Origin of the sequence: Leucobacter sp. HNU (genome assembly GCF_047946755.1) — a bacterium.
Taxonomy (GTDB): domain Bacteria; phylum Actinomycetota; class Actinomycetes; order Actinomycetales; family Microbacteriaceae; genus Leucobacter.
This window is the reverse complement of the sequence record NZ_CP178837.1, coordinates 975,745-998,777: the sequence shown is the minus strand read 5'-3', so window position 1 is coordinate 998,777 and position 23,033 is coordinate 975,745. Positions and strand designations below refer to the sequence as shown.

General features: G+C 69.6%; 17 protein-coding genes, 1 tRNA gene and 3 pseudogenes. 4 read left to right on the top strand and 17 right to left on the bottom strand.

What is annotated here, in order from left to right:
* Nucleotides 1-7: 7 nt before the first annotated feature.
* The 9 genes and pseudogenes from AB3K78_RS04830 to AB3K78_RS04790 form a co-directional block, all read right to left on the bottom strand.
* Nucleotides 8-1,690 (bottom strand): hypothetical protein, encoded by a 1,683-nt coding sequence (locus AB3K78_RS04830; RefSeq protein ID WP_416446626.1) that lies wholly within the window; start codon nt 1,688-1,690, stop codon nt 8-10.
* A gap of 3 nt (nt 1,691-1,693) precedes the next feature.
* A complete protein-coding gene (nadD, locus tag AB3K78_RS04825) occupies nt 1,694-2,311 on the bottom strand; it encodes a nicotinate-nucleotide adenylyltransferase (RefSeq protein WP_099725300.1) in 618 nt (205 codons plus the stop codon).
* The gene (locus tag AB3K78_RS04820; protein ID WP_046456387.1) at nt 2,295-2,507 is read right to left on the bottom strand and encodes a hypothetical protein; all 213 of its coding nucleotides are present in this window, start codon (nt 2,505-2,507) and stop codon (nt 2,295-2,297) included. The genes nadD and AB3K78_RS04820 overlap by 17 nt, the downstream gene beginning before the upstream one ends.
* A gap of 59 nt (nt 2,508-2,566) precedes the next feature.
* Nucleotides 2,567-3,822 (bottom strand): annotated as a pseudogene (locus AB3K78_RS04815) (glutamate-5-semialdehyde dehydrogenase).
* Nucleotides 3,823-3,872: 50 nt separating this feature from the next.
* Nucleotides 3,873-4,660 (bottom strand): annotated as a pseudogene (gene proB, locus AB3K78_RS04810) (glutamate 5-kinase).
* Complete coding sequence (obgE, locus tag AB3K78_RS04805) at nt 4,657-6,162, bottom strand: GTPase ObgE (protein ID WP_416446624.1); 1,506 nt, start codon at nt 6,160-6,162, stop codon at nt 4,657-4,659. Before obgE ends, proB begins: the two are co-directional and overlap by 4 nt.
* Before the next feature lie 85 nt (nt 6,163-6,247).
* Complete coding sequence (rpmA, locus tag AB3K78_RS04800) at nt 6,248-6,505, bottom strand: 50S ribosomal protein L27 (protein ID WP_046456391.1); 258 nt, start codon at nt 6,503-6,505, stop codon at nt 6,248-6,250.
* 35 nt (nt 6,506-6,540) lie between these two features.
* Nucleotides 6,541-6,849, bottom strand: a complete 309-nt coding sequence (rplU, locus tag AB3K78_RS04795; RefSeq protein ID WP_046456392.1) for a 50S ribosomal protein L21 — start codon at nt 6,847-6,849, stop codon at nt 6,541-6,543.
* A 203-nt stretch (nt 6,850-7,052) separates the two neighbouring features.
* A complete protein-coding gene (locus tag AB3K78_RS04790; RefSeq protein WP_416446621.1) occupies nt 7,053-9,632 on the bottom strand; it encodes an Rne/Rng family ribonuclease in 2,580 nt (859 codons plus the stop codon).
* A gap of 247 nt (nt 9,633-9,879) precedes the next feature.
* Here AB3K78_RS04790 and AB3K78_RS04785 point away from each other — a divergent pair, with 247 nt between their 5' ends.
* On the top strand, nt 9,880-10,488 hold the full coding sequence (locus AB3K78_RS04785; RefSeq protein WP_416446619.1) for a vitamin K epoxide reductase family protein: 609 nt from the start codon (nt 9,880-9,882) through the stop codon (nt 10,486-10,488).
* On the opposite strand, the gene coaE is transcribed toward AB3K78_RS04785, so the two are convergent.
* On the bottom strand, nt 10,478-11,137 hold the full coding sequence (gene coaE, locus AB3K78_RS04780; RefSeq protein WP_416446617.1) for a dephospho-CoA kinase: 660 nt from the start codon (nt 11,135-11,137) through the stop codon (nt 10,478-10,480). The genes AB3K78_RS04785 and coaE overlap by 11 nt on opposite strands.
* Before the next feature lie 56 nt (nt 11,138-11,193).
* Here coaE and AB3K78_RS04775 point away from each other — a divergent pair, with 56 nt between their 5' ends.
* Nucleotides 11,194-11,799, top strand: coding sequence for a DUF4126 domain-containing protein (locus AB3K78_RS04775; RefSeq protein ID WP_416446615.1), 606 nt, complete (start codon nt 11,194-11,196; stop codon nt 11,797-11,799).
* Between the two features lie 320 nt (nt 11,800-12,119).
* Here the strand turns inward: AB3K78_RS04775 and rpsA are convergent, their stop codons facing one another.
* Both rpsA and polA read right to left on the bottom strand, forming a co-directional pair.
* Nucleotides 12,120-13,565, bottom strand: a complete 1,446-nt coding sequence (gene rpsA / locus AB3K78_RS04770; RefSeq protein WP_046456397.1) for a 30S ribosomal protein S1 — start codon at nt 13,563-13,565, stop codon at nt 12,120-12,122.
* 215 nt (nt 13,566-13,780) lie between these two features.
* A pseudogene (polA, locus tag AB3K78_RS04765) lies at nt 13,781-16,407 on the bottom strand (DNA polymerase I).
* 111 nt (nt 16,408-16,518) lie between these two features.
* Here polA and AB3K78_RS04760 point away from each other — a divergent pair.
* Nucleotides 16,519-16,971 carry a hotdog fold thioesterase gene (locus tag AB3K78_RS04760; protein WP_416446613.1) on the top strand — a complete coding sequence of 151 codons (453 nt, stop codon included), beginning with the start codon at nt 16,519-16,521 and terminating at the stop codon, nt 16,969-16,971.
* Nucleotides 16,972-17,046: 75 nt separating this feature from the next.
* Here AB3K78_RS04760 and AB3K78_RS04755 read toward each other — a convergent pair whose 3' ends face one another.
* Nucleotides 17,047-17,652 (bottom strand): ANTAR domain-containing response regulator, encoded by a 606-nt coding sequence (locus AB3K78_RS04755; protein WP_416446611.1) that lies wholly within the window; start codon nt 17,650-17,652, stop codon nt 17,047-17,049.
* Between the two features lie 81 nt (nt 17,653-17,733).
* Between AB3K78_RS04755 and AB3K78_RS04750 the strand changes: the two genes are divergently transcribed.
* Nucleotides 17,734-17,815: transfer RNA gene (locus AB3K78_RS04750), tRNA-Leu, on the top strand.
* Nucleotides 17,816-17,819: 4 nt separating this feature from the next.
* On the opposite strand, the gene AB3K78_RS04745 is transcribed toward AB3K78_RS04750, so the two are convergent.
* The 4 genes from AB3K78_RS04745 to lgt all read right to left on the bottom strand — a co-directional run bounded on the left by AB3K78_RS04745 (nt 17,820) and on the right by lgt (nt 22,980).
* Entirely contained in the window at nt 17,820-19,157 is a 1,338-nt protein-coding gene (locus AB3K78_RS04745; protein ID WP_416446608.1) for a tetratricopeptide repeat protein, read from the bottom strand.
* Nucleotides 19,154-20,428, bottom strand: coding sequence for an ATP-binding protein (locus AB3K78_RS04740; RefSeq protein WP_416446606.1), 1,275 nt, complete (start codon nt 20,426-20,428; stop codon nt 19,154-19,156). Before AB3K78_RS04740 ends, AB3K78_RS04745 begins: the two co-directional genes overlap by 4 nt.
* A 100-nt stretch (nt 20,429-20,528) precedes the next feature.
* Complete coding sequence (pyk, locus tag AB3K78_RS04735; protein ID WP_416446604.1) at nt 20,529-21,989, bottom strand: pyruvate kinase; 1,461 nt, start codon at nt 21,987-21,989, stop codon at nt 20,529-20,531.
* Nucleotides 21,990-22,035: 46 nt separating this feature from the next.
* Nucleotides 22,036-22,980 carry a prolipoprotein diacylglyceryl transferase gene (gene lgt / locus AB3K78_RS04730; protein WP_416446602.1) on the bottom strand — a complete coding sequence of 315 codons (945 nt, stop codon included), beginning with the start codon at nt 22,978-22,980 and terminating at the stop codon, nt 22,036-22,038.
* Nucleotides 22,981-23,033 lie beyond the last annotated feature (53 nt).

Here is a 23,033-nt window from a genome sequence, read left to right as displayed (position 1 = left end):
TCGGCGATCAGCCGAACATCCCGTTGCTCGCGCCCCAGATCAGGAGCCCGACGACGCCGACCAGCAGCACGCCGCCGGCCGACATCAGGATGATGGGCAGCGTCTTGGTCCCGCGCTTGTTCTCGTTGACCACGGCCACCGAGTGCGCGGAACGGGCGCTGACGGCGCGGGCCGCCGACACCGGGGTGGCGCCGTGCGGATCGCTCGGGGCCGCCTCGCGACTGACCTCCTCGGCCGCATCGACGTCGATCGAGTCGTGCAGCGCCGCGTGGCCGCCGGTCTCGCCCAGCGACTTCGGCAGTTCGATAGAACCGGTGAGGAAGAGATCTCCGGTCGCGCCGAGCGGGCCGGTGAGCTCGCTGCTCTCGGGCATCGAGGGCAGGATCAGCGCGGACGTGTTCGTCGTGCTGGCGGCGCCCTCCTGGGCCACCGCGCGGGAGATGAGATCCTCGAAATCGCCTGGGCCCTGCCCAGACTGGCCCATGCGGGCGCGATGGACGGCCGGGTCGTCGAAGACCGACATGCCGTCGTCGAGCGGGACGATGTCGGGGAACGAGTAACCGGTGCGCGCCGATTGGGGTGCTGCGGGTGCGGCCGGAGCATCCGGACGCGCTTCGGGCTCCTCCGCGGACTGCGAATCGGCCTCGGACTGCGGGGCGACCTCCGGAACGACGGGAGCGTCGGCGGCCTCGTCGGCAGGGGCGGGTTCGATGAGCGCGGGCGGCGCGAACGCGGCGGGCATCCCCGGCGCTTCGCCCTGCGGCGCGACGCCCTCGGACGCCTGCTCTGCAGTGTCCTCGGCGGCGCCGTCCTGCTTTTTCTTCCAGCCGAGCTTGCGCTTCTTGGGCTTCGCGGGCGCGGCCTGGTCGGCGGCGGGTTCGTCCGCGGAGTTCGCATCGTCCGCCTGCCCGGCCTCCTCGGCGACCTGGGCCGTGGCCTGACCGACCATGGCGTCGAAGTCGATTCCGGCGGTCTCGGGTGCGCGCTCCTCCGACCAGCTGCCCGATGCCTCGGCGATCTCGGCGATGGAGAACGCCTGCGTCGCAGCGGGATCGATCGGCTCCGCGGCGGCGCCGTTCGCGTCCGCGCCGTCAGCGGGGGTCCCGGGACCCTCGGGCGACGCTTCGGCGTCGCGCTCGGGAGACTCGGTGTCCGCGTCGACCGGGTTCGACTCGACCTCGACCGAATCCATGATGATCGTCGCGGGCGCAGCTGGGGTGGCTTCGGGCGCTTCGGTCTCGATGATCTCCGCGGCGACCGTCTCGAGCGTCGGCTCCGCAGGCGACTCGGTCACGGGGATCTCGGCGGGATCCGCGGCAGCGGGCTCCGGGGCGACGTGCTCCGCGTCCGCGATGTCGGGAGCCACGGCCTCAGCGGGCTCGGGCTCGGCGGATGCGGGCTCGGCACTCGCCTGCTCGGCAGCCGCTGCGGCCTCCATCTCCGCACGCGCACGCTCGCGCAATTCACGGATTTCACGTCGGCTTCGGGGACGCCCGTCGGGATCCGTCGGCGAGATCTCGATCTCGTCCACGGGATCGGTGGCGGCGGGCGCCTGCTGCTCGGCCGCGACCGCAGCCGCTTCCGCGGCGGCCGCAGGGGCGTCGACGGTCGGCATGGAGCCGGTCTCGCCCAGGGCCTGCAGCCGACGCTCGCGCCGGGTCAGGGCGGGTGTCTCGTCGTGCTCGCTCATCGGTCAGTCGCTTCCATCGGTGTACAGTTCGTGCTTGGCAATGTATTGCACGACTCCGTCGGGCACGAGGTACCACACCGGATAGCCGCGCGCGACTCGACTTCTGCAGTCGGTCGACGAGATCGCCAGCGCAGGGACTTCTAACAAGCTTACGTGCTCGCCCGACAAACCCGAAAGCGAGAGCTCGTGACCGGGCCGGGAAACCGCGATGAAGTGAGCGAGTTCCCAGAGTCGGTCGACGTCCTTCCAGCTCAGGATCTGCTCGACCGCGTCGGCACCCGAGATGAAGAACAGCTCGGCGTCGGGGTAGATCGCGCGCAGGTCCCGAAGCGTGTCGACGGTGTAGGTCGGGCCTTCTCGGTCGACATCGACGCGGCTCACGCGGAACCGCGGATTCGATGCCGTCGCGATCACCGTCATCAGGTAGCGGTGCTCGCTCTCGGTGACCCGGGTCTTCTGCCACGGGCGTCCGGTCGGCACGAACACGACCTCATCGAGGTCGAAGCTCTGCGCGACCTCGCTCGCAGCGACGAGGTGGCCGTGGTGGATCGGATCGAACGTGCCGCCCATCACCCCGATACGGCGGCTTCGGTGCTGCACCGGCTCAGTGATGCTGGGCATCACCATGCTCGCGAGCGTACGCCTCCGCCTTCTCGGCGTGGCGGTTCGCGACGTCCCGGAAGCTGAAGGTCACGATGGCGAGCGCCGTGAAGATGCCGAAGACGATGACCCCGAAGAGCGGAGCGGGCATGGGCAGCTCGTTGACAACGTGCGAAGAACCCTCGGCTGCTGCGGCGACCGTGGCGAGAAGTGACATCTGGCGTCCTCTACTGTGCGAGCAAATGGATAGTTGGCAAACAGTCTATCGGTTTCCGATCAGCGGATCTGACCGGACCCGCGGACGAGCCATTTCGTGCTCGTGAGCTCCGGCAGGCCCATCGGACCGCGAGCATGCAGCTTCTGCGTCGAGATCCCGACCTCGGCGCCGAAGCCGAACTCCCCGCCGTCGGTGAACCGGGTCGAGGCGTTGACCATCACCGCCGCCGAGTCGACCTCGGCGAGGAAGCGCTCCGCGTTCGCGTAGTCCTGCGTGACGATCGACTCCGTGTGCCGGGTCGAATAGCGCTCGATGTGCGCCAGCGCCTCGTCGAGCGACTCGACCACGCGGACGCCCATGACCAGGGCGAGGTGCTCGGTGCTCCACTCGGACTCCCCGCCGGCAGGATCTCGTCGGAGAAGCCGCGCGCAGCTTCGTCGCCGTTCAGCGTCACCCCCGCCGAGATCAGATCGGCCGCGAGTCGCGGCAGGAGACGCTCCGCGGCATCCCGGTGCACGAGCAGGGTCTCCGCCGCGTTGCACACGCTCGGGCGGTGGGTCTTCGCGTTCCGCACGATGGCCGCCGCCATCTCCTCGTCGGCGCTCGCATCCACGAAGACGTGGACGATCCCCGCACCCGTCTCGATGACCGGGACCGTCGATTCCTGCACCACGGTCGAGATGAGCCCGGCGCTGCCGCGCGGGATCAGCACGTCGACGTAGCCGCGCGCCCGCATGAGGCGCGAGGCGCCCTCCCGGCCGAACTCGTCGATGGTCTGCACTGCATCGCCGTCGAGCCCGACCGATGCGACCGCGCGCTGGATCACGTCGACCAGCACCGCGTTGGAGCGCTCGGCGGCGCTGCCGCCGCGGAGGACGACGCCGTTGCCGCTCTTCAGCGCGAGCGCCGCGATATCGACGGTCACGTTGGGACGGGCCTCGTAGATCGCGCCGATCACGCCGAAGGGCACGCGGACCTGGCTGATCCGGATCCCGTTCGCGAGCGTGCTGCCCCGGACCACCTGACCGATCGGGTCCGGCAGCGCGATCACCTGGCGCACGGCCGCAGCAAGACCGCGCAGACGACCCTCGTCGAGCAGGAGGCGATCCAGCAGCCCGACCTCCAGGCCGTTCTCGCGGCCGCGCGCGAGGTCCTCGGCGTTGGCGACGACGATGCTCGGGATCGCCTGCTCGATTCCCGCCGCGATGGCCTCCAGCGCCGCATCCTTCGACGCGGTGGTGGCGGTAGCGAGGCGCTTCGCGCCCGTGCGCGCACGCTCGAGTCGGTCGATGAAGGGATCGTTCAGCACGCTCATCGGGCCAGACTATCGCGCTTCGGCGAACGCGAGCGGTCGAGCGCGCGCGGCTACGCTGCGGGCTCGGGCTCGCGCGCCCCGAACCAGGTGCCGTGATCCGCGCCGTCGAGCACCGCGGGCAGCAATCGCGTCTCGGTCAGCAGCACCTCGGTGCCCGCATCGGCCGCGAGCCGAGCTGCCTGGACCTTCGTCGCAGCACCTCCCGTGCCCCAACCCGACTGGGTCTCGCCGATCTCGACGCCGTCGAGCCGGTCGCCGTAGGCGACCTCGGCGATGCGGGTGGCCCCGCGACCGCCGGAGGAGCGGTGTAGAGCGCGTCGACGTCGGAGAGCAGTACGAGCCGGTCGGCACCGATCAGGCGGGCGACCAGCGCCGCCAGCCGATCGTTGTCGCCGAAGCGGATCTCGTGGGTGGCGACGGTGTCGTTCTCGTTGATGATCGGCAGGATCCCGAGCTGCAGCAGTCGCTCGAGCGCGCGCTTCGCATTGCCGCGGTGCGTCGGGTTGTCGAGGTCGTGCGCGGTGAGCAGGACCTGGCCGGCGACGATCTCGTGGGTCGTGAGCGCGTGCTGATAGCGGTTCACCAGGATGTTCTGCCCGACCGCCGCCGCGGCTTGCTGGGTCGCGAGGTCGTCGGGCCGCTCCTCCAGCTTGAGGAACGGCACTCCCGTCGCGATCGCGCCGCTGGACACGAGGATCACTTCGGCGCCAGCCGAGTGCAGGCGCGCCAGCGAATCCACCAGGTGCGGGATCTGCGCGGCGTTGTCGCCGCTGACCGAGGACGAGCCGACCTTGACGACGACCCGCCGCCCCGACAGCAGCCACTCGGCGCGGCTCATGCCTCGTCGCTCCACATGCCCGCCTTGCGCTCGCGCTCGAGCTCCGCACGCGCCTCCGCCTTGGCGTCCATGAGCGTGTGATACTCCTCGCGGCGCTCGTTGTTGGTGCGGCGCTTGTTCTGGTCCACACGCAGATCGGTGCCGCGGGCGCCCATCTGCACCTCGGCCGCGCTCGTGAGGGTGGGCTCCCAGTCGAAGACCACACCGGAGCCCGGACCGATCACGACGGTCGATCCGGCGACCGCACCGGCCTTGACCAGCGCGTCCTCGATGCCGAGCTTGTTGAGGCGGTCCGCCAGGTATCCGACGGCCTCGTCGTTGGTGAAGTCGGTCTGCGCGACCCAGCGCTCCGGCTTCGTACCGAGGATCCGGTAGAGCGTGCCGTAGCTGCCGCCCTCCGTGCGCACCGTGAAGCCGCTCTCGTTGACGGCCTTCGGCTGCAGCACGATCCGCGGCTGCTCGACTTCGTCGCGCAGCGCCTCGGCACGCGCGGTCTCGACCAGCTCGGCCATGGCGAACGAGAGCTCGCGCAGACCGGCGTGCGACGCCGCGGAGATCTCGAAGACGCGATAGCCCATCGCCTCCAGTTCGGGGCGCACGAACTCGGCGAGCTCGCGAGCCTCGGGCACGTCGACCTTGTTGAGCGCGATCAGCTGCGGACGATCCAGCAACGGTACCTGGCCCTCGGGCACCGGGTAGGCGGCGAGCTCCGCCTTGATCACCTCGAGGTCGGAGAGCGGGTCCCGACCGGGCTCCAGGGTCGCGCAGTCGAGCACGTGCAGCAGCGCGCTGCACCGTTCGACGTGGCGGAGGAAATCGAGGCCGAGCCCCTTGCCCTCGCTCGCGCCCTCGATGAGGCCGGGGACGTCGGCGACGGTGAAACGGTGCTCCCCCGCCTGCACGACGCCGAGGTTGGGGTGCAGCGTGGTGAACGGGTAGTCCGCGATCTTCGGTTTCGCGGCGCTGAGCGCGGCGATCAGGCTCGACTTGCCCGCCGAGGGGTACCCGACGAGGGCGACGTCCGCGATGGTCTTGAGCTCGAGGGTGATACTGCCCGACCAACCCTCGGTGCCGAGCAGCGCGAAGCCGGGGGCCTTGCGCTTGGTGCTGGCGAGCGAGTGGTTGCCCAGGCCGCCGATGCCGCCGTGGGCGACGACGTAGCGGGTGCCGGGCTCCGTGAGATCGACGAGGGTCTCGCCGGCCTCGTCCTTGACCACGGTACCGATGGGGACCGAGAGGGTGAGCTCGGCGCCGTTGGTGCCCGCGCGATAGTCGCCGGCGCCGTAGCCGCCGTTCTCGGCGCTGCGGTGCGGACGGCGGTGGAAGTCGAGCAGCGTGGTGACCTGCGGATCCGCCAGCAGCACGATGTCGCCGCCGTGCCCGCCGTTCCCGCCATCCGGGCCCGCCAGCGGCTTGAACTTCTCTCGTCGGATCGACACGCAGCCGTTGCCGCCCCGCCCGGCCTGCAGGTGCACCTGCACCCGGTCAACAAACGTCACCATGCTGCGTTCCTCACGTCAGATTCAAAAGCCCGAAAATACGGCAAAGGGCGAGCCGAAGCCCGCCCTTGCCAAGTGCTGCCGAGTGTTAGGCGGCTGCGGTCACGATGTTGACGACCTTGCGGCCGCCCTTCGCGCCGAACTCCACCGCGCCTGCGGCGAGAGCGAAGAGGGTGTCGTCGCCACCGCGGCCGACGTTGGCGCCCGGGTGGAAGTGGGTGCCGCGCTGACGCACGATGATCTCGCCGGCGTTCACCTGCTGACCGCCGAAGCGCTTCACGCCAAGACGCTGTGCGTTCGAGTCGCGACCGTTGCGGGTCGAGCTCGCGCCCTTCTTATGTGCCATGAGTCTCTAGTCTCCTTGTTTCGGGAAGCCGGGGGCTACTTGATGCCCGTGACCTTGATGCGGGTGAGATCCTGACGGTGACCCTGACGCGACTTGTAGCCGGTCTTGTTCTTGTACCGCTGGATCACGATCTTCGGGCCGCGGAGGTCCTCGAGCACCTCGGCGGTCACCTTGACCTTGGCGAGCTTGGCGGCGTCGGTGGTCACCTGGTCGCCGTCGACGAGCAGCACGGCGGGCAGCTCGATCTTGTCCTTGGCGTCAGCCGAAAGACGGTTCACCGTGATGATCGAGCCGACCTCGACCTTCTCCTGCCGTCCGCTGGTGCGCACTACTGCGTAAACCACTTGTCACCCTTTTCCTGAGGATCGTCTTACGTATCCGAACCGCGACGCTGAAATCGCCGTTCGTGGTCTGCGGGGCGAACGTTCTCGCTGCTCCGCACTGTGGAACCGCGCCCTGTTCACCGGATCGCCACTCAAAAAGAGTGGCACCAGCGATCAAGCATATCTCCCGATCGCCGACCGGTCAAATGCCTGGCGTGTCCCCGTTACTCGGCGTCGCGACCGGAAACGGTCGCGTCGAGCGCCTCGGCGAGTGCGGCCTGCGCCGCTCGCACCGACTCGTCGCTGCGGGCCTCGTTCTCGCGCGTCTCCGCGGCACGCCCCGAGGCGACCGATACGCGGCGTCCGCGGGACCGCCCCCGCCCCGCTGCGGGAGCATCGGGCAGCGCTTCGAGCACCGAGTCGAGCAGGCCGCCCGCGGGCTCGGCCGCGGGAGCGGGATCGGCCTGAGCGTGCTCCCACGCGGTGCGCGCGCCGCGCTGCGCGCGGTTCCGCTGCCCGGATTCGCGCTTCGGGGACTCCGCAGCGGGAGCTTCGGCCTCGGTTCGAGGAGCGTCGTCCTCGTGCTTCGCCGATCCAGGAATCGTGGATGCGGCCACCTGGGCGAGCATGTTCTTCGCGCCGTCACTGATGGCGTGGGTCTGCGAAGCCGCGTGGGCCTGCTGCCCACCGTTCTGCCCGCCGTGTCCGTTCGAGTGGTTCGAGCCGTTGCCGTTCTGGCCGCCGCCCTGGCCGCCGTTCGACTTCCGCTTGCCGCGCGAGGGCGCCGAGTCCGCTCCGCGGTGCTTGGCGACCGGCTCGTGGTGCACGATCACGCCGCGTCCCGCGCACACCTCGCAGGGCTCGCTGAACGATTCGAGCAGGCCCAGGCCCAGTTTCTTGCGCGTCATCTGCACGAGGCCGAGCGAGGTCACCTCGGCGACCTGGTGCTTCGTGCGATCGCGGCTCAGGCACTCCACCAGACGGCGCAGCACGAGGTCGCGGTTCGACTCGAGCACCATGTCGATGAAATCGACGACGATGATCCCGCCGATGTCCCGGAGGCGGAGCTGCCGGACGATCTCCTCGGCGGCCTCCAGGTTGTTCTTGGTGACGGTCTCCTCGAGGTTGCCGCCGGAGCCCACGAACTTGCCCGTGTTCACGTCGACGACCGTCATGGCCTCGGTGCGGTCGATCACGAGGGAGCCGCCCGAGGGCAGCCAGACCTTGCGGTCGAGCGCCTTCACGATCTGCTCGGAGATGCGGTACTCGTCGAAGACGTCCCGCTCCCCCTCGAAGCGCTCCACGCGCTGCAGCAGATCGGGGGCGACCTGCTCGAGGTAGTTCGAGATCGTGCTGAACGTGTCGGCGCCCGAGATCACGAGGCGGTGGAAGTCCTCGTTGAAGACGTCCCGGATGATCTTGATGAGCATGTCCGGCTCGGAGTGCAGCAGGACCGGGGCCCCGCCCTTCTCGACCCGCTTCTGGATCGACTCCCACTGACGGGTCAGACGCTGCACGTCGTGCGTGAGCTGGTCCTCGCTCGCGCCCTCGGCCGCCGTGCGGACGATCACGCCCGCGCCGGACGGCAGGACGGCCTTCAGGATCTTCTTCAGGCGCGCGCGCTCGGTGTCGGGCAGCTTGCGCGAGATTCCGTTCATCGCACCGCCCGGCACGTACACGAGGAAGCGGCCCGGGAGCGAGATCTGACTCGTGAGACGGGCGCCCTTGTGTCCGACCGGATCCTTGGTGACCTGCACCAGGATCTGGTCGCCCGGCTTGAGCGCGTTCTCGATGCGGCGTGCCGTGTTGCTGCCCTCGAACTCCGACCAGTCGACCTCGCCCGAGTAGAGCACGGCGTTCCGGCCGCGCCCGATGTCGACGAACGCCGCCTCCATGCTGGGCAGCACGTTCTGCACGCGCCCAAGGTAGACGTTGCCGATCAGCGAGCTCTCGCTGGAGCGCGCGACGTAGTGCTCGACGAGGACCTTGTCTTCGAGGACGCCGATCTGGATGCGGTCCGCGGTCGTACGGACGACCATCTCGCGGTCCACGGCCTCGCGGCGCGCGAGGAACTCGGACTCGGTGATGACCATGCGGCGGCGACGGCCCGCGTCGCGACCGTCGCGGCGGCGCTGCTTCTTCGCCTCGAGGCGGGTGGATCCCTTGACCTTCTGCGGCTCGGTGATCACCGGGGCCTGGCGCGGCTGGCGGCGGGGCTGCGGTTCCTCCTCGGGCGGCACCTCCTGGCCGCCGCTGCGGCGACGGCTGCGCCGACGCCCGGAACCCGACTCGCGATCCTCGGCCTCGTCGCGCGAGAACTGCTGGTCGAGCAGGTCGTCGAGCTGGCGCAGCTCGGCACCGCCGCGGCGCGGACGGGGTGCGATCGGGGGCACGTCGGGCGCCAGGAAGATCAGGCGCGTGGTAGCACGGAAGCGCTCCTCCGGCGTCATGTCCGCGAGCGGCAGCACGAGCTCCGGGTGGGGCTTGGCCGGAGCGGCATCGGTCGACTCGGACTCCGAACCGCTCGGAGCCGCGTCAGCCGGAGCCGCGTCCGCATCGGGTGCGGAATCTGCGGCGGCGTCCTCGGAGGCGGCAGCCGAGTCGACCGCGGTCGCTACCTCAGCGCCTTCCGTCTCCGCGGCCTCCGCCTCGGATCCGGCGTTCTCGGTCCGCGCGTCGAGCGCGGCCTCGACCGCATCGAGAATCGTCTCGGGCGCATTGGTCTCGGGCGCGTCGCTGCTCGTCGGCTCCGCGGTGACGGGTTCGACGTTCTGTGAAGTTTCGTTGTCGGGCTGATTCACCATCTCTGGTGTACTCCTCTGGCCCGGAGGATACTCGCCCCTCCGGGAATCTCCTCGGTGCGGCGGCTCACCGCCGCAAATCCTGTTCTCCGCGGGGCGTGTGCTCCGCGCTCGGTCAGTGCATCGACCGGTGACCGCCGCAGGGCGGCCAAAAGACTGTGCGCATCTCGCCTGTTCGGCGCCGATACGAGGTCCATTATGGCACGTCAGCTGAATACGCACCGCAGAAATGGTCACTAGGATTCGAATTATGACCACAACGCCGGTGCGCGCTCCCCGTCCGATCGGCTTCGCCGTGTTCACGATTGTGCTCGGCGCGATCGGCTGGTTCGCCGCGTTCGAACTCCTGACCGAGTACATCAAGACGCTGCAGAACCCCGACTACGTCCCGAACTGCAGCGTCAGCATCCTCGTCACCTGCGGCCCGAACATGGGCTCGTGGCAGGGCTCGCTCTTCGGGTTCAGCAACACGATCATCGGCGTCAGCGCCTTCGTCGCCCCGATCGCGGTGGGGGTCGCGCTGCTCGCCGGCGCCCGCTTCTCGCGATGGTTCTGGAGCCTTTACCAGATCGGCCTGTTCGGCGGCTTCCTCTTCATCTGCTGGCTGGCCACGCAGAGCATCTTCGTGCTCGGCACGCTGTGCCCCTGGTGCATGGTCGTGTGGGCGGTCATGATCCCGCTCTTCTGGACCACCCTGCTCCGGCCGTACGCGGTCGGGGACGTCGTGCTGGCGGAGCGCCCCGCGAGGCTGTTCCGCTCGCTCTACTCCTGGACCTGGGTGATCGTCCTGTTCTGCTACGTGATCATCGCCGCCGTGGCGCAGTTCCAGCTCAACTGGCTGGCGGAGTTCAGCCGCTGATCGGCTCCTCGCCTCGACGCGGGCGAGCCGCCTCCTCGCCCGAGCCCCTGAGGCGCGCCCACAGCGCGTCGACCTGATCCAGGGTCTCCTGCTCCGTGCCGCTCGTATCGATGACGACATCCGCGATCGCTCGGCGCTCGGCGTCGCCGGCCTGGCTCCCGATCCGGCGCTCGGCCTCGGCACGTTCCAGGCCGCGCAGTTCGACCAGGCGGTCGATCCGGAGCGCCGCCGGCGCATCCGCGACCACGACGAGATCCCAGGGAACGGTGCTCGCCGCGCGCCCGCCGGTCTCGACGAGCAGCGGGATCTCGTAGACGACGATCGCCTCCGGATCCGCTGCGGCGGCCTCGGCGATCCGACGCTCCGCGAGTTCGCGCACCGCGGGGTGCACGATCGCGTTGAGGTCGGCGAGGGCCGCGGCGTCTCCGAACACACGCGCGCCGAGCGCTGCCCGATCGAGGGCCCCGTCCGCGCGGATCACCTCGGCCCCGAATCGCTCCCGGATCGCCCGCAGGCCGGGCGTGCCCGGTTCGACGACCTCCCTGGCGAGCTGATCGGCGTCGATCCGGCTCGCGCCGAGCTCCGCCAAGCGGCGGCCGACGGTGGACTTGCCGGCGGCGATGCCGCCCGTGAGCGCGATGAGTTGCACGCCAAGCAGTCTAGGGGCGGCGGGGCCCGGCATGCGGCTCCGCGTAGGCTGAGGGCATGCTGGAGCTGATCACCGGCGGCGTCCTCGCCGTCTCCGCGGGACTGAACGCGTACATTCCGCTGCTGGCGCTCGGCCTGCTCTCCCGCTTCACCGACCTGGTGCAGCTGCCGTCCGGATGGTCCTGGCTCGAGAACGAGTGGACGCTCGGCATCGTCGGCGTGCTGCTCGTGATCGAGATCCTGGTCGACAAGTTCCCCGTGCTCGACACCGCGAACGACGTGCTGCACACCGTGATCCGCCCGGCGTCCGGCGGCCTCGTGTTCTCGGCCGGGGCGAAGGCCGACACGGTCGCGGTGACCGACCCTGCCCAGTGGGTGCAGAGCGGTCAGGTCTGGCCGTTCGTGCTGGGGGTGCTCATCGCGCTCGTCCCACACCTGCTGAAGGCGATCGCCCGACCCGTGCTGAACGCGCTCAGCGCCGGTCTCGCGGCTCCCGTGACGAGCGCACTGGAGGACATCGGAGCGGCGCTCCTCGCGGTGCTCGCGGTCGTCGTTCCCGTGCTCGCGCTCGTCTTCGTGGCGCTGCTCCTGTGGTGGCTGGTCCGTCGCCTGCGCCGGGCGCTCCACGAGCGCGCTGCGCGGCGAGCCGCCGCGATCGCCTAGCCGCGCGCGCCCGTTCGTTCGCCAGCCCGCTCGCTCCCCCGCTCGCCCGCTCGCTCCCCGCTCGCCCGCACGATCACGGAGTCGCGCGCCCCGCTCCCGCGAGGGATCCCTTTCTCGACGAGGGAACTCCTTCTCACCGTCCGGCACGCCGTGCTCTCGTCGAGGCCCCGCGCCCTCGCCGAAGACCCGTGCCCTCGCCGAAGACCCGTGCCCTCGTCGAACGGCATCCGCGCGCGGCGCGCGGGAACGCCGAAGGCCCGGCCCCCGCAATGGGGAGCCGGGCCTTCGTGAGGACTCGCTTCGCTTGCGCGAAGTCGGGCTTAGTTGCCCTCGAGCTGCGCCTTCAGTGCGGCGAGAGCCGCGTCATCGGCGAGTGCACCGGTCGAGGACGACTCGCTCGAGAAGCTCGAGGACGGGGCGTCCACGGCGGGAGCGGCAGCGGCCTCGGCGATCGAAGCGGCGACCTGCTTCTTGTGAGCCTCCCAGCGCTCCTGGGCAGCAGCGTACTCCTGCTCCCACTTCTCGCGCTGCGACTCGAAGCCTTCCTTCCACTCCTGGGTCTCGGGATCGAAGCCCTCGGGGTACTTGTACTCGCCGTTCTCGTCGTACTCCGTGGTCATGCCGTACAGAGCCGGATCGAACTCGGTGCCCTCGGGGTCGACGCCCTCGTTGGCCTGCTTGAGGCTGAGCGAGATGCGACGGCGATCGAGATCGATGTCGATGATCTTGACGAAGACCTCCTGGCCGGCCGAGACGACCTGCTCGGCGAGCTCGACGTGCTGACCCGACAGCTCCGAGATGTGCACGAGGCCCTCGATGCCGTCCGCGACGCGGACGAACGCGCCGAAGGGAACGAGCTTGGTGACGACGCCCGGGGCGATCTGACCGATCGCGTGGGTGCGGGCGAAGACCTGCCACGGATCCTCCTGGGTCGCCTTCAGCGACAGCGAGACGCGCTCGCGATCCAGCTCGACCGAGAGCACCTCGACGGTGACTTCCTGGCCGACCTCGACCACGTCGGACGCGTGCTCGATGTGCTTCCACGACAGCTCGGAGACGTGCACGAGGCCGTCCACGCCGCCGAGGTCGACGAACGCACCGAAGTTGACGATCGACGAGATGACGCCCTTGCGGACCTGGCCGGGCTTGAGCTCGGCGAGGAACGACGAGCGGCTGGCCGACTGCGTCTCCTCGAGGAGCGCGCGGCGCGACAGCACCACGTTGTTGCGGTTCTTGTCGAGTTCGAGGATCTTCGCCTCGAGCTCCTGGCCCAGGTAGGGGGTCAGGTCGCGCACGCGGCGCAGCTCGATGAGCGACGCGGGGAGGAAGCCACGGAGCCCGATGTCGACGATGAGGCCGCCCTTGACGACCTCGATGACGGTGCCGGTGACGACACCCTCGTTCTCCTTGATCTTCTCCACGTCGCCCCAAGCACGCTCGTACTGAGCGCGCTTCTTCGACAGGATCAGGCGGCCTTCCTTGTCCTCCTTCTGGAGCACGAGCGCCTCGACGGAGTCGCCGACCTCGACGACCTCACCGGGGTCGACGTCGTGCTTGATGGACAGCTCGCGCGAGGGGATGACACCCTCGGTCTTGTACCCCACGTCGAGGAGGACCTCATCGCGGTCGATCTTCACCACGGTGCCCTCGATGAGGTCGCCGTCGTTGAAGAACTTGAGGGTCTTTTCGACCGCTGCAAGGAAGTCTTCGGCCGAGCCGATGTCGTTGATCGCGACCTGCTTGCTCTCGGTCGTTGCGTTCGTCATGTAAATGATCTCCAGAATGGACAGGAAGTCGGGCGGACGTGCGAAACATCTTGCGAGCCCGGAGGCCCGAAGCGCATGCCCGCGATTGGCATGGTTGAGTCGCCACAGTTGTGACCACATCATCTTACTCAGGCGACACGCCCGAGATCAACCCCCGCGGCGCTCGGCGTGCCGCGGGACCCGCGCCACCGGGCCGCAGCCCGACGGCGCGCTGATCAGTGCGCCGCGGCGTTCCAGTTCGGACCGCCGCCGACCTGGACGTCGAGCGGCACCGAGAGATCGGCGGCTCCCGCCATCTCCTCGCGGACGATGGTCTCGAGCGCGTCCCACTCCCCCGCGGCGACCTCGAACATGAGCTCGTCATGGATCTGGAGCAGCATGCGCGAGCTCATCTCGGCCGCGCGCATGCGGCGCTCCACCTGGATCATCGCGCGCTTGATGATGTCGGCCGCGCTGCCCTGGATCGGAGAGTTGAGCGCGGCACGCTCCGCGTTCTCGCGCAGGGCGCGGTGCGGACTCGTGAGGTCGGGGAACGGGCGGCGGCGACCGAAGATGGTCTCGGTGTAGCCGTCGGCCTTGGCCTGCTCCACTACGGAACGCAGGTAGTCGCGCACGCCGCCGAACCGCTCGAAGTAGTCGAGCATGAGCTGCTTCGCCTCGGCACCCGAGATGCCGAGCTGCTTCGAGAGCCCGAACGCGGACAGGCCGTAGGCGAGGCCGTAGGACATCGCCTTCACCTTCGCGCGCATCTCGCTCGTGACCTCGGCGGGCTCGACGCCGAAGATGCGGGAACCCACGAAGCGGTGCAGATCCTCGCCGGCGTTGAACGCCTCGATGAGCCCGGCATCGCCCGAGAGATGCGCCATGATTCGCATCTCGATCTGCGAGTAGTCGGCCGTCATCAGCGTCTCGAACTCGCCCGCGTGGGTGAAGCCCTCGCGGATGCGACGCCCCTCCTCCGTGCGCACCGGGATGTTCTGCAGGTTGGGATCGGTCGAGGCGAGACGCCCCGTGCTCGCCCCGATCTGCACGAGCGTGGTGTGGATGCGGCCGTCGGGCTGCACCGCCTTGACCAGCGTCTCGATGATCTGGCGCAGTTTGTTCGCGTCGCGGTGCGCGAGCAGCGCATCGAGGAACGGGTGCGGGTTCTTGACCTGCAGGTCGGCGAGCGCGGCGGCGTCGGTCGTGTATCCCGTCTGGGTCTTGCGGGTCTTGGGCATGTCGAGCTCTTCGAAGAGCACCTGCTGCAGCTGCTTGGGCGACGACAGGTTGACCTCGTGCCCGATCGCGTCGAAGGCCTGCTGCGCGAGCGCGGCGACGCGGTCGCGCAGTTCGGCCTCGTGCGCCTGCAGCAGCGGCAGGTCGATCTCGACGCCGCGCTGCTCGAGCACGGCGAGCACCGGGAGCAGGGGCAGCTCGATCTGCTCGTACACCTCGCCGGTGCGTTCGGGGAACTTCGAGACGACGGCGTCGTGCGCGCGGAGGATGTACCAGGCGACGGTGCCCGGCCCCACCGCCGCGTCCTCGTCGGGAACGAGCTGGTTGGGGTCCGGTTCGGGCATGTCCTCGCCCAGGTACTTGCGCACCGTGCTGGCGAGCGACTTCTCGGCCGCGAGCGGCCAGACGAGCCAGGCTGCGAGCAGGGTGTCGCCCACGATGCCGCCGATGCCGACGCCCGTGCTCGCGATCGCCCGGATCTGCGACTTCGCGTCGAAGAACACCTTGGGCGCGTCGCTCGCGAGCCAGTCCTCGAAGAGCGCGTAGTCGCGCCCGCCGGGGATCCAGTGCAGCTCGACCGAGCTCTCGAGCGTCGCGAGACCGACGTCGTACCCCTCGCCCACCGCCGTGATGCTCACCGCGGGCCGCTCGGCCTTGCGCAGCCAGTCGTCCAGCTCTTCGTCGAGCAGCAGCTTCGCCTCGGGTGCGGTGGGCACCGGGGCGATCGTCGCCGCGGTCGTCGCACCGCCGCTCGGCACCTCGGCGCCGGCGAGCTTGCCGACGCGCTGCAGCAGCGTGCGGAACTCGAGCTTCGCGAAGACCTGCTGCACCGCGGCCATGTCGATGTCGCCGCGCGCGAGCTCGTCGAGCGTGACGTCGAGCTCCACGTCGCGAACGAGCCGGTTGAGACGGCGGTTGCGCTCCGCGAGGTGCGCGTTCTCGCGCAGGCTCTCGCCGACCTTTCCGCCGATCTCGTCCTGACGGCGGAGCACCTCTTCGAGGGAGCCGAACTGGTTGATCCACTTGACCGCGGTCTTCTCGCCGACGCGCGGGATGCCGGGCAGGTTGTCGCTCGTCTCGCCGACCAGGGCGGCGATCTCGGGGTACTGCTCGGGGCGGATCCCGTAGCGTTCCATGACCTTCTCGGCGTCGTAGCGGGTGAGCTCGCTCACCCCTGCTTCGACGGATAGAGCAGGGTCACGTTGTCGTCGACCAGTTGGATCGTGTCGCGGTCGCCCGAGACGACGAGCACCCGGTAACCCGCCTGCGCGCCCTGCAGGGAGAGCGTCGCCAGGATGTCGTCGGCCTCGTAGTTCTCCTTCTCGATGGTGCGGATGCCCATCGCGTGCAGCGCTTCCTGCAGGAGCGGGACCTGGCCCTTGAACTCCGGCGGGGTCTCGCCGCGGGTGCCCTTGTACTCCGGGTACTCCTCGGTGCGGAACGAGTGCCGCGAGATGTCGAAGGCGATCGCCAACGAGTCGGGGTTCTCGTTGCTCAGCAGGTTGATGAGCATGGAGATGAAGCCGTGGATCGCGTTGGTGTGCTGGCCCGACGCGGTCTGGAAGCTGTCGACCGGCAGCGCGTAGAACGCACGGAACGCCAGCGAGTGGCCGTCGATGATCATGAGAGTAGGCTGAGGCGTATTCGACACGTGCCCAGCCTACAAGCCGCCTCCGACATCGGCAGGGGCGTTCGGCAGGCGGTGCGGCGCGGCCACCCCGAGCAGAGGAATCGCATGCCCGAGACGACCACCGGAGCGAGCTTCGACCAGATCCCGACCGGCACCGACGAAGGACTCGCGTACATCGAGCAGCACGGTCTCGGCGTGCTCGCCCAGCGCATGGGCGTGCGCATGACCGAGTTCTCTCGGGAGCGGGCCGTCGCCACCATGCCGGTCGAGGGCAACACGCAGCCCTTCGGCATCATGCACGGCGGCGCCTACGTGGTGCTCGGCGAGACCCTCGGCTCGATGCACGCCAACTTCGTCGCGGCCGAGGGCACCGTCGCCGTCGGCGTCGACATCAACGCGACGCACACGGGATCCGCCGCCGAGGGCATCGTCACGGGAGTGTGCACTCCGATCCATCTCGGACGCAGCATGTCGGTGCACGAGATCGTCATCACCGACGAGCGCGGCCGCCGCTGCTCGACGGTGCGGATCACCAACTTCACCAAGCAGCTCCGCTGAGCGCGGCCGCACGGGAAGCCTCGGAACCGAGAACGCCCCGGCCGTCGGCCGGGGCGTTCTCGGTGCAGCGACCGCTCAGTCCTTCTTGGGCCCGAGCTGATCGATGATGGTCTTCGCGACGTCATGCATGGTCAGGCGGCGGTCCATCGAGGCCTTCTGGATCCACCGGAACGCCTCGGGCTCGCTGAGCCCCATCTTGTCGTTGAGGATGCCCTTCGCCCGGTCGACGAGCTTGCGGGTCTCGAAGCGCTCGGCCAGATCCGCGACCTCGGACTCGAGCGTCACGATCTGCTGGAAGCGCGACAGCGCGATCTCGATGGCCGGGATGAGGTCGGCCGGGGTGAAGGGCTTCACCACGTAGGCCAGGGCGCCGGCCTCGCTCGCGCGCTCCACGAGCTCGCGCTGGCTGAACGCGGTCAGCAGCACGACGGGGGCGATGTGGTCCTTGTTGATGCGCTCGGCCGCGGAGATGCCGTCGAGCTTCGGCATCTTCACGTCCATGACCACGAGATCGGGGCGCAGCTCCTCGACGAGGCGTACCGCCTCCTCGCCGTCGCCGGCCTCGCCGACGACGTCGTATCCGTTGTCTCGCAGCGTCTCGACGATGTCGAGACGGATCAGGGATTCGTCTTCGGCGACGACGACGCGTCGCGCGGTGCTCGTGCTGCTCTGGTCATTCACACCACCAGCCTACGGTATTCTGAACCACGCTGCCTGCGTGGACCCGGCGCGAGTCGGACTCCGCCCAGGCACGCGGCACCAGCCGGATTGGTGGAATTGGCAGACACGGCGCACTCAAAATGCGCTGCCGAAAGGTGTGGGGGTTCGAGTCCCCCATCCGGCACTTCTCAGGCGGCGGGCGCTCCGCCCGCCGCATCCCCCACGGCGTGCCCGACGGGGCGAGCATCGTGACCGCCGAAGGCCGCGACTCGATCCCACAGCCAGTCGGCGACGCTCGGGGCCTCCTGGCGATCGGGCGCGCCGGCCCGTCGACGCAGCAGTCTGCCGCCCGGACCCTCGATCAGGTATCCGCCCGAGTCGTCGGTGAGGATCAGGGTGAAGTACTCGTCCTCGGCGGTCCACTGCGGCCAGTCCTCCGGCGACCGCTCGATCCGCCCCTCGAGATCGGCGACCTCGTCGGAGGTCATGAGGCGGAACCCGCCGCCGGTGCCCCAGGTGCCGCCGCTCCCGGGCCGCTGGCCGTCGTGCCAGGCGAGGATGCTGCCCTCGCCGCGGCTCGCGCCGGCGGCCTCCCGGTCGAGGGGCGCCCGCATCGATTCGGCGAGTGCTTGCGGCATGACCTGGTCGAGCGCGGCCAGCGCGTGCTCGATGCCGGTGCCGAACATCTGGTCCCGCAAGATCCGCCAGGCGATCTCCCCCATTCCGGAGGCCCGCAGGGCGTCCATGGTCGCGTCGCCCCGATCCACGGGGTCCAGGAAGGCGCGTGCCACCGTGAGGCCGCCCTGGGCGATCTCATCGGTCGGGTCCTCGCTCAGCACCCTGCGCAGCAGCTGCTCGGCTTCGGCCGGCCGGTAGTCGTAGAGGTAGGCGTACGCCAGCGTGGTGGCGAGCAGGGGCTCGCCGGGATCGGCGGCCAGTGCTTCCTGCGCCGCCGGCATGAACCGCGACGGCGGTGCACCCGAACCGAGCAGTCGGGTCGCCCGCTGTCCGAGGGCATCGGCGTGGCGCTCCGGATCCTGCCGGGCCGCCATCTCGACCGCCTCGTCGATCCGGTCCCAACCGCCGACCGGATCCCCCGAGAAGACCGTGGCGCTGCCGAGGGCCATCACGTCGAGCCATCCCGGCTCGGGGTCCTCGCGCAGCGCGAGTTCGGCGAGTCGGCGCGCCTCTCCGAATCGCCGGTCCGAGAACTCGAGGTCGCGCAGCTTCTTGACCGCGTTCACGTACTGCCGATCGCGACGCGCGACGAGATCCTGGAGGAGCGTCCGGGCCTCCTCGATCTCCCCGCATGCCTCGCGGTGCAGGGCGAGGAGGATGATCATGCCGGTGAACTGCGGCTCCTGCTCCAGGACACTACGGGCGAGTTCGGCGATGCGGGGATGATCGGGACGGAAATCGTAGAGTTCCCAGGCGAGATCGCGTTCATGCTCGATCGCCGTGCGCAGCGCATCGTCCGGATCGGGGACCCGGGAGCCGCCCTGCCCGCCCGGAATCCAGCGGATCATCGCCGCCCCCGCTTGACCCGGTGCGCGCGCAGCTGCTCGAAGGTTCCGTCGTCGGTGCCGTAGTCGAGCACCGGAGCGATCTGCTCGAACCAGGCCCCGGTGGACGGGGTGACCGCGGCAGCGGCGGACAGCAGGGTCTCCGTGGTGACGGGCACGATCGTACCGGCGCTCATGGACGCAGCCATCGACTGCTGCAGGCCGACCCGCGCCACCTGCGCGATATCGGCGCCCGAGAAGCCCTCGGTCGCCGCGGCGACCGCGATCGCGTCGACCCCGTCAGCGGGCTTCCCGCGCAGCTCCCCCTGCAGGATCGCTGCGCGCGCCACCGCGTCTGGCGGAAGCACGACGACCGTCTTGTCGATGCGTCCGGGGCGCCGCAGCGCGGGGTCGATGTCCCAGGGACGGTTGGTCGCCGCGAGGAAGTACACGCCGTCGTTGTCGCTGGCGACGCCGTCGAGCTCCTCGAGCAGCTGGGTCACGATCATCCGCATCGAATGCGCCCCGCCTCCCCCGGAAGCGCGCCGCCCGCCGAGCGCGTCGAACTCGTCGAAGAAGATCACGCAGGGTGCCGCGGCGCGCGCGTCTTCGAACACGCTCTGGATCGCCTTCTCGCTGTCGCCGATCCACTTGCTGAGCAGGTCGGCGAGCGTGACATGGATGAAGGACGCGCCGAGGTCGCCCGCGATCGCCTTCGCGATGAACGTCTTGCCGCATCCGGGCGGGCCGTACATGAGCAGGGATCCGCCCGGCCGCTGGCCGAAGGCGGCCGCGAGCTCGGGGTTGCGCAGCGGCGCCAGGAAGGTCGCGTCGAGGTGCTGTTTGACCTCTGCGAGGCCGGCCACGTCGGCGAGGGTCACGCTCGGGCGCTCCGCATCCCAGAGGCCCGCGGACGCGCGGGTGCCGCCGGTCGCGGAGTCCGCGTTCGTCGGCGCGGGCACGGGCGCCGGCGCCGGCGCGGCGCCCGGATCGGCAGCCAGCTCGTGCGGAACGGCGGACGGTGCGCCGGCGGTCCCATCGGAAGGACCGGGGGTTCCCGGGGTCGCGGGCCCCATCGCTCCGCCGGAACGCAGCCGTGCCGCCATGATCCGAGCGCGCATGAGGCGCGACCGGGACGGGTCGCCGCCCGACGCCTCGAACACTGCGAGCTCGCGTGCGGCTCGGTCCGGGTCCCGCTGCAGCAGCAGGGTGATGAAGTCCTCCCGCAGCGCGAGGTTCTGCGGGTCGGCTTCGACCTCCTGCGCGATCACCTGGAGGAAATCGTCCTCTTCCATGCGAGCTCCCTTCGGCTCCTTGCGCCCAGTCTGCCAGAGGGAGGACGGCGAACGCCCCGCGAACCGTCGGTTCGCGGGGCGTTCGTTCGCACCTCGCAGATCAGTCGTCGGCGAGATGCTTGCGCGGGCCGGCATCCGGAAGCTGCCCGGTCGCCTCGCCCATGCGGTGCACGCGCAGCGTATTGGTGCTGCCGACCACGCCGGGGGGCGATCCGGCGATCACGAGGACCTTCTCGCCGATCTCGACGCGACCGGTGCCGAGGAGCACCTCGTCGAGCTGCGCGAACATCTCGTCGGTGGATCCCACGCGCGGCACGTCGTAGCTGTCGGCGCCCCAGGTCAGCTCCATGCGACGGCGGATCTCGTGGCTCGGCGTGAAGCCGAGGATCGGGATCGGCTTGCGCAGACGCGACATGCGGCGCACGGTGTCGCCGGACTCGGTGAAGACGCAGATGAACTTGGCGCCGATGAAGTCGGCGACCTCTGCGGCAGCGAGCGTGAGCGCTCCGCCCTGCGTGCGGGGCTTGGTGCCCAGCGGATCGATACGGTCGAGGGCGTGATCCTCGGTGGCCTCGATGATGCGGGCCATGGTCGCGACCGCCTCGCGCGGGTACGCGCCCACGCTGGTCTCGCCGGACAGCATGACCGCGTCGGCGCCGTCGAGGATCGCGTTCGCGCAGTCCGAGGCCTCGGCGCGGGTCGGGCGGGGGTTCTCGATCATCGACTCGAACACCTGCGTCGCCACGATCACGGGCTTCGCGTTGCGACGCGCGAGCGCGATGGCGTCGGTCTGCACCAGCGGCACCTGCTCGAGCGGGATCTCGACACCCAGGTCGCCTCGGGCGACCATGATGCCGTCGAATGCCGCGACAATCTCTTCCAGGTTCTCGACCGCCTGGGGCTTCTCGATCTTGGCGATCACGGGAAGACGCTTGCCCTCCTCGTCCATGATCTCGTGCACCCGGGTGATGTCCGCCGCATCGCGCACGAAGGAGAGGGCGATGTAGTCGGCGCCGAGCGAGAGCGCCCACCGCAGGTCGTCCTCGTCCTTCTCGGAAAGCGCAGGCACGTTGACGGCCACACCGGGAAGGTTGATGCCCTTGTTGTTCGACACCGCACCGGGGATCTCGACGACGGTGTAGACCGTGTCCTCGGTGACGCGAGTGGCGCGCAGCCCGACCTTGCCGTCGTCGACGAGCAGCGGATCGCCGGGCTTCACATCGCCGGGCAGCCCCTTGTGGGTGGTGCCGCAGATGGTGCGGTCTCCGACGATGTCGCGGGTGGTGATCGCGAACTCGTCGCCCTCGGCGAGCTCGTACGGCCCGTTCTCGAAGGTCGCGAGACGGATCTTCGGCCCCTGGAGGTCCGCCAGCACCGCGATCGGGCGACCGACCTCCGCCTCCGCGCGACGGATGTTGCGGTAGATGCCCTCGTGCACGTTGTAGGTGCCGTGCGACATGTTGAGACGCGCGACGTTCACGCCGGCGCGGATCAAGGTCAGCGTGTGGTCGTAACTCGATACCGCCGGCCCCCACGTGGCGACGATCTTGGCATGGCGCATGCGTGCTCCTCTGTGTTCGTGGGTGGTCCGCCCGCGCTGCCCCGCGTCAGACGGTGTCGCTCGACGCCGCGGCGGGCTGCCGCTTGCGGTCGAGAACGTGGTAGAACGCCTCGGGATCGCTCGTGAGCTCGTCGATCGAGTCCTGGGGGTTCCGACGCCCCGGCAGGTAGACCGACGACTCGATTCCCACGTGGCGCTTGCGCTGCACCAGGATGATCACGATGCCGATGACGACCGCGACGAGCGCCGCGAAGACGTTGGTGCGCAGGCCGAGGATCACGAGACTCGGATCGACCCGGATCGACTCGACGAACGCGCGCCCGATGCCGTACCAGATGAGGTAGCAGCCGAAGAACATGCCCCAGCGCGGCTTCCACCTGCGCTCGATGAGCAGCAGCACGCCGATGCCGAGCAGGTTCCAGACGATCTCGTAGAGGAAGGTCGGGTGGAACAGCGTGCCCTCGGGCAGGCCGATCGGGAACGCCGGGTTGCTCGCCTCGATCTGCAGACCCCACGGCAACGTGGTGGGCCCGCCGAAGAGCTCGTGGTTGAACCAGTTGCCGAGCCGGCCGGCGGCCTGCGCGAGCAGGAGTCCCGGCACGAGGGCGTCGGCGAACGACCAGAAGCGGATCCCCGTGAGGCGCGACGCGATGAGCACGCCGACGCCACCGCCGATGAGGGCGCCGAAGATCGCGATGCCGCCGTTCCAGAACGCGAAGATGTCGAGGAAGTTCTTTCCCGGGCCGAAGTAGTCGCCCCAGTGCGTGAGCACGTGATACAGGCGAGCCCCGACGATGCCGAGCACGACCGACCACACGAGGAAGTCGATGACCGCGCCGCGCTCGCCCCCGCGACGGCCGAGACGGCGCGCGGTCCAGATGCCAGCGAGCACGATGCCCACGAGGATGCACAGTGCGTAGAAGCGGATCTGCAGCGACCAGATCTGCACGAACTGCAGGTCGGGGCTCGGGATGCTCAGCGGGTGAATCATTCACTCCTCTTTCACGGAACTGGTGCGGAGCCACGCCCCGCCTGTCGCGACCC

Bases quoted from the DNA above. Each gene is read 5' to 3' on its own strand.
- AB3K78_RS04830 (WP_416446626.1), bottom strand. From the start codon at position 1,690: ATGAGCGAGCACGACGAGACACCCGCCCTGACCCGGCGCGAGCGTCGG.
- nadD (WP_099725300.1), bottom strand. From the start codon at position 2,311: ATGCCCAGCATCACTGAGCCGGTGCAGCACCGAAGCCGCCGTATCGGG.
- AB3K78_RS04820 (WP_046456387.1), bottom strand. From the start codon at position 2,507: ATGTCACTTCTCGCCACGGTCGCCGCAGCAGCCGAGGGTTCTTCGCAC.
- obgE (WP_416446624.1), bottom strand. From the start codon at position 6,162: ATGGTGACGTTTGTTGACCGGGTGCAGGTGCACCTGCAGGCCGGGCGG.
- rpmA (WP_046456391.1), bottom strand. From the start codon at position 6,505: ATGGCACATAAGAAGGGCGCGAGCTCGACCCGCAACGGTCGCGACTCG.
- AB3K78_RS04790 (WP_416446621.1), bottom strand. From the start codon at position 9,632: ATGGTGAATCAGCCCGACAACGAAACTTCACAGAACGTCGAACCCGTC.
- AB3K78_RS04785 (WP_416446619.1), top strand. From the start codon at position 9,880: ATGACCACAACGCCGGTGCGCGCTCCCCGTCCGATCGGCTTCGCCGTG.
- AB3K78_RS04775 (WP_416446615.1), top strand. From the start codon at position 11,194: ATGCTGGAGCTGATCACCGGCGGCGTCCTCGCCGTCTCCGCGGGACTG.
- rpsA (WP_046456397.1), bottom strand. From the start codon at position 13,565: ATGACGAACGCAACGACCGAGAGCAAGCAGGTCGCGATCAACGACATC.
- AB3K78_RS04760 (WP_416446613.1), top strand. From the start codon at position 16,519: ATGCCCGAGACGACCACCGGAGCGAGCTTCGACCAGATCCCGACCGGC.
- AB3K78_RS04745 (WP_416446608.1), bottom strand. From the start codon at position 19,157: ATGATCCGCTGGATTCCGGGCGGGCAGGGCGGCTCCCGGGTCCCCGAT.
- AB3K78_RS04740 (WP_416446606.1), bottom strand. From the start codon at position 20,428: ATGGAAGAGGACGATTTCCTCCAGGTGATCGCGCAGGAGGTCGAAGCC.
- pyk (WP_416446604.1), bottom strand. From the start codon at position 21,989: ATGCGCCATGCCAAGATCGTCGCCACGTGGGGGCCGGCGGTATCGAGT.
- lgt (WP_416446602.1), bottom strand. From the start codon at position 22,980: ATGATTCACCCGCTGAGCATCCCGAGCCCCGACCTGCAGTTCGTGCAG.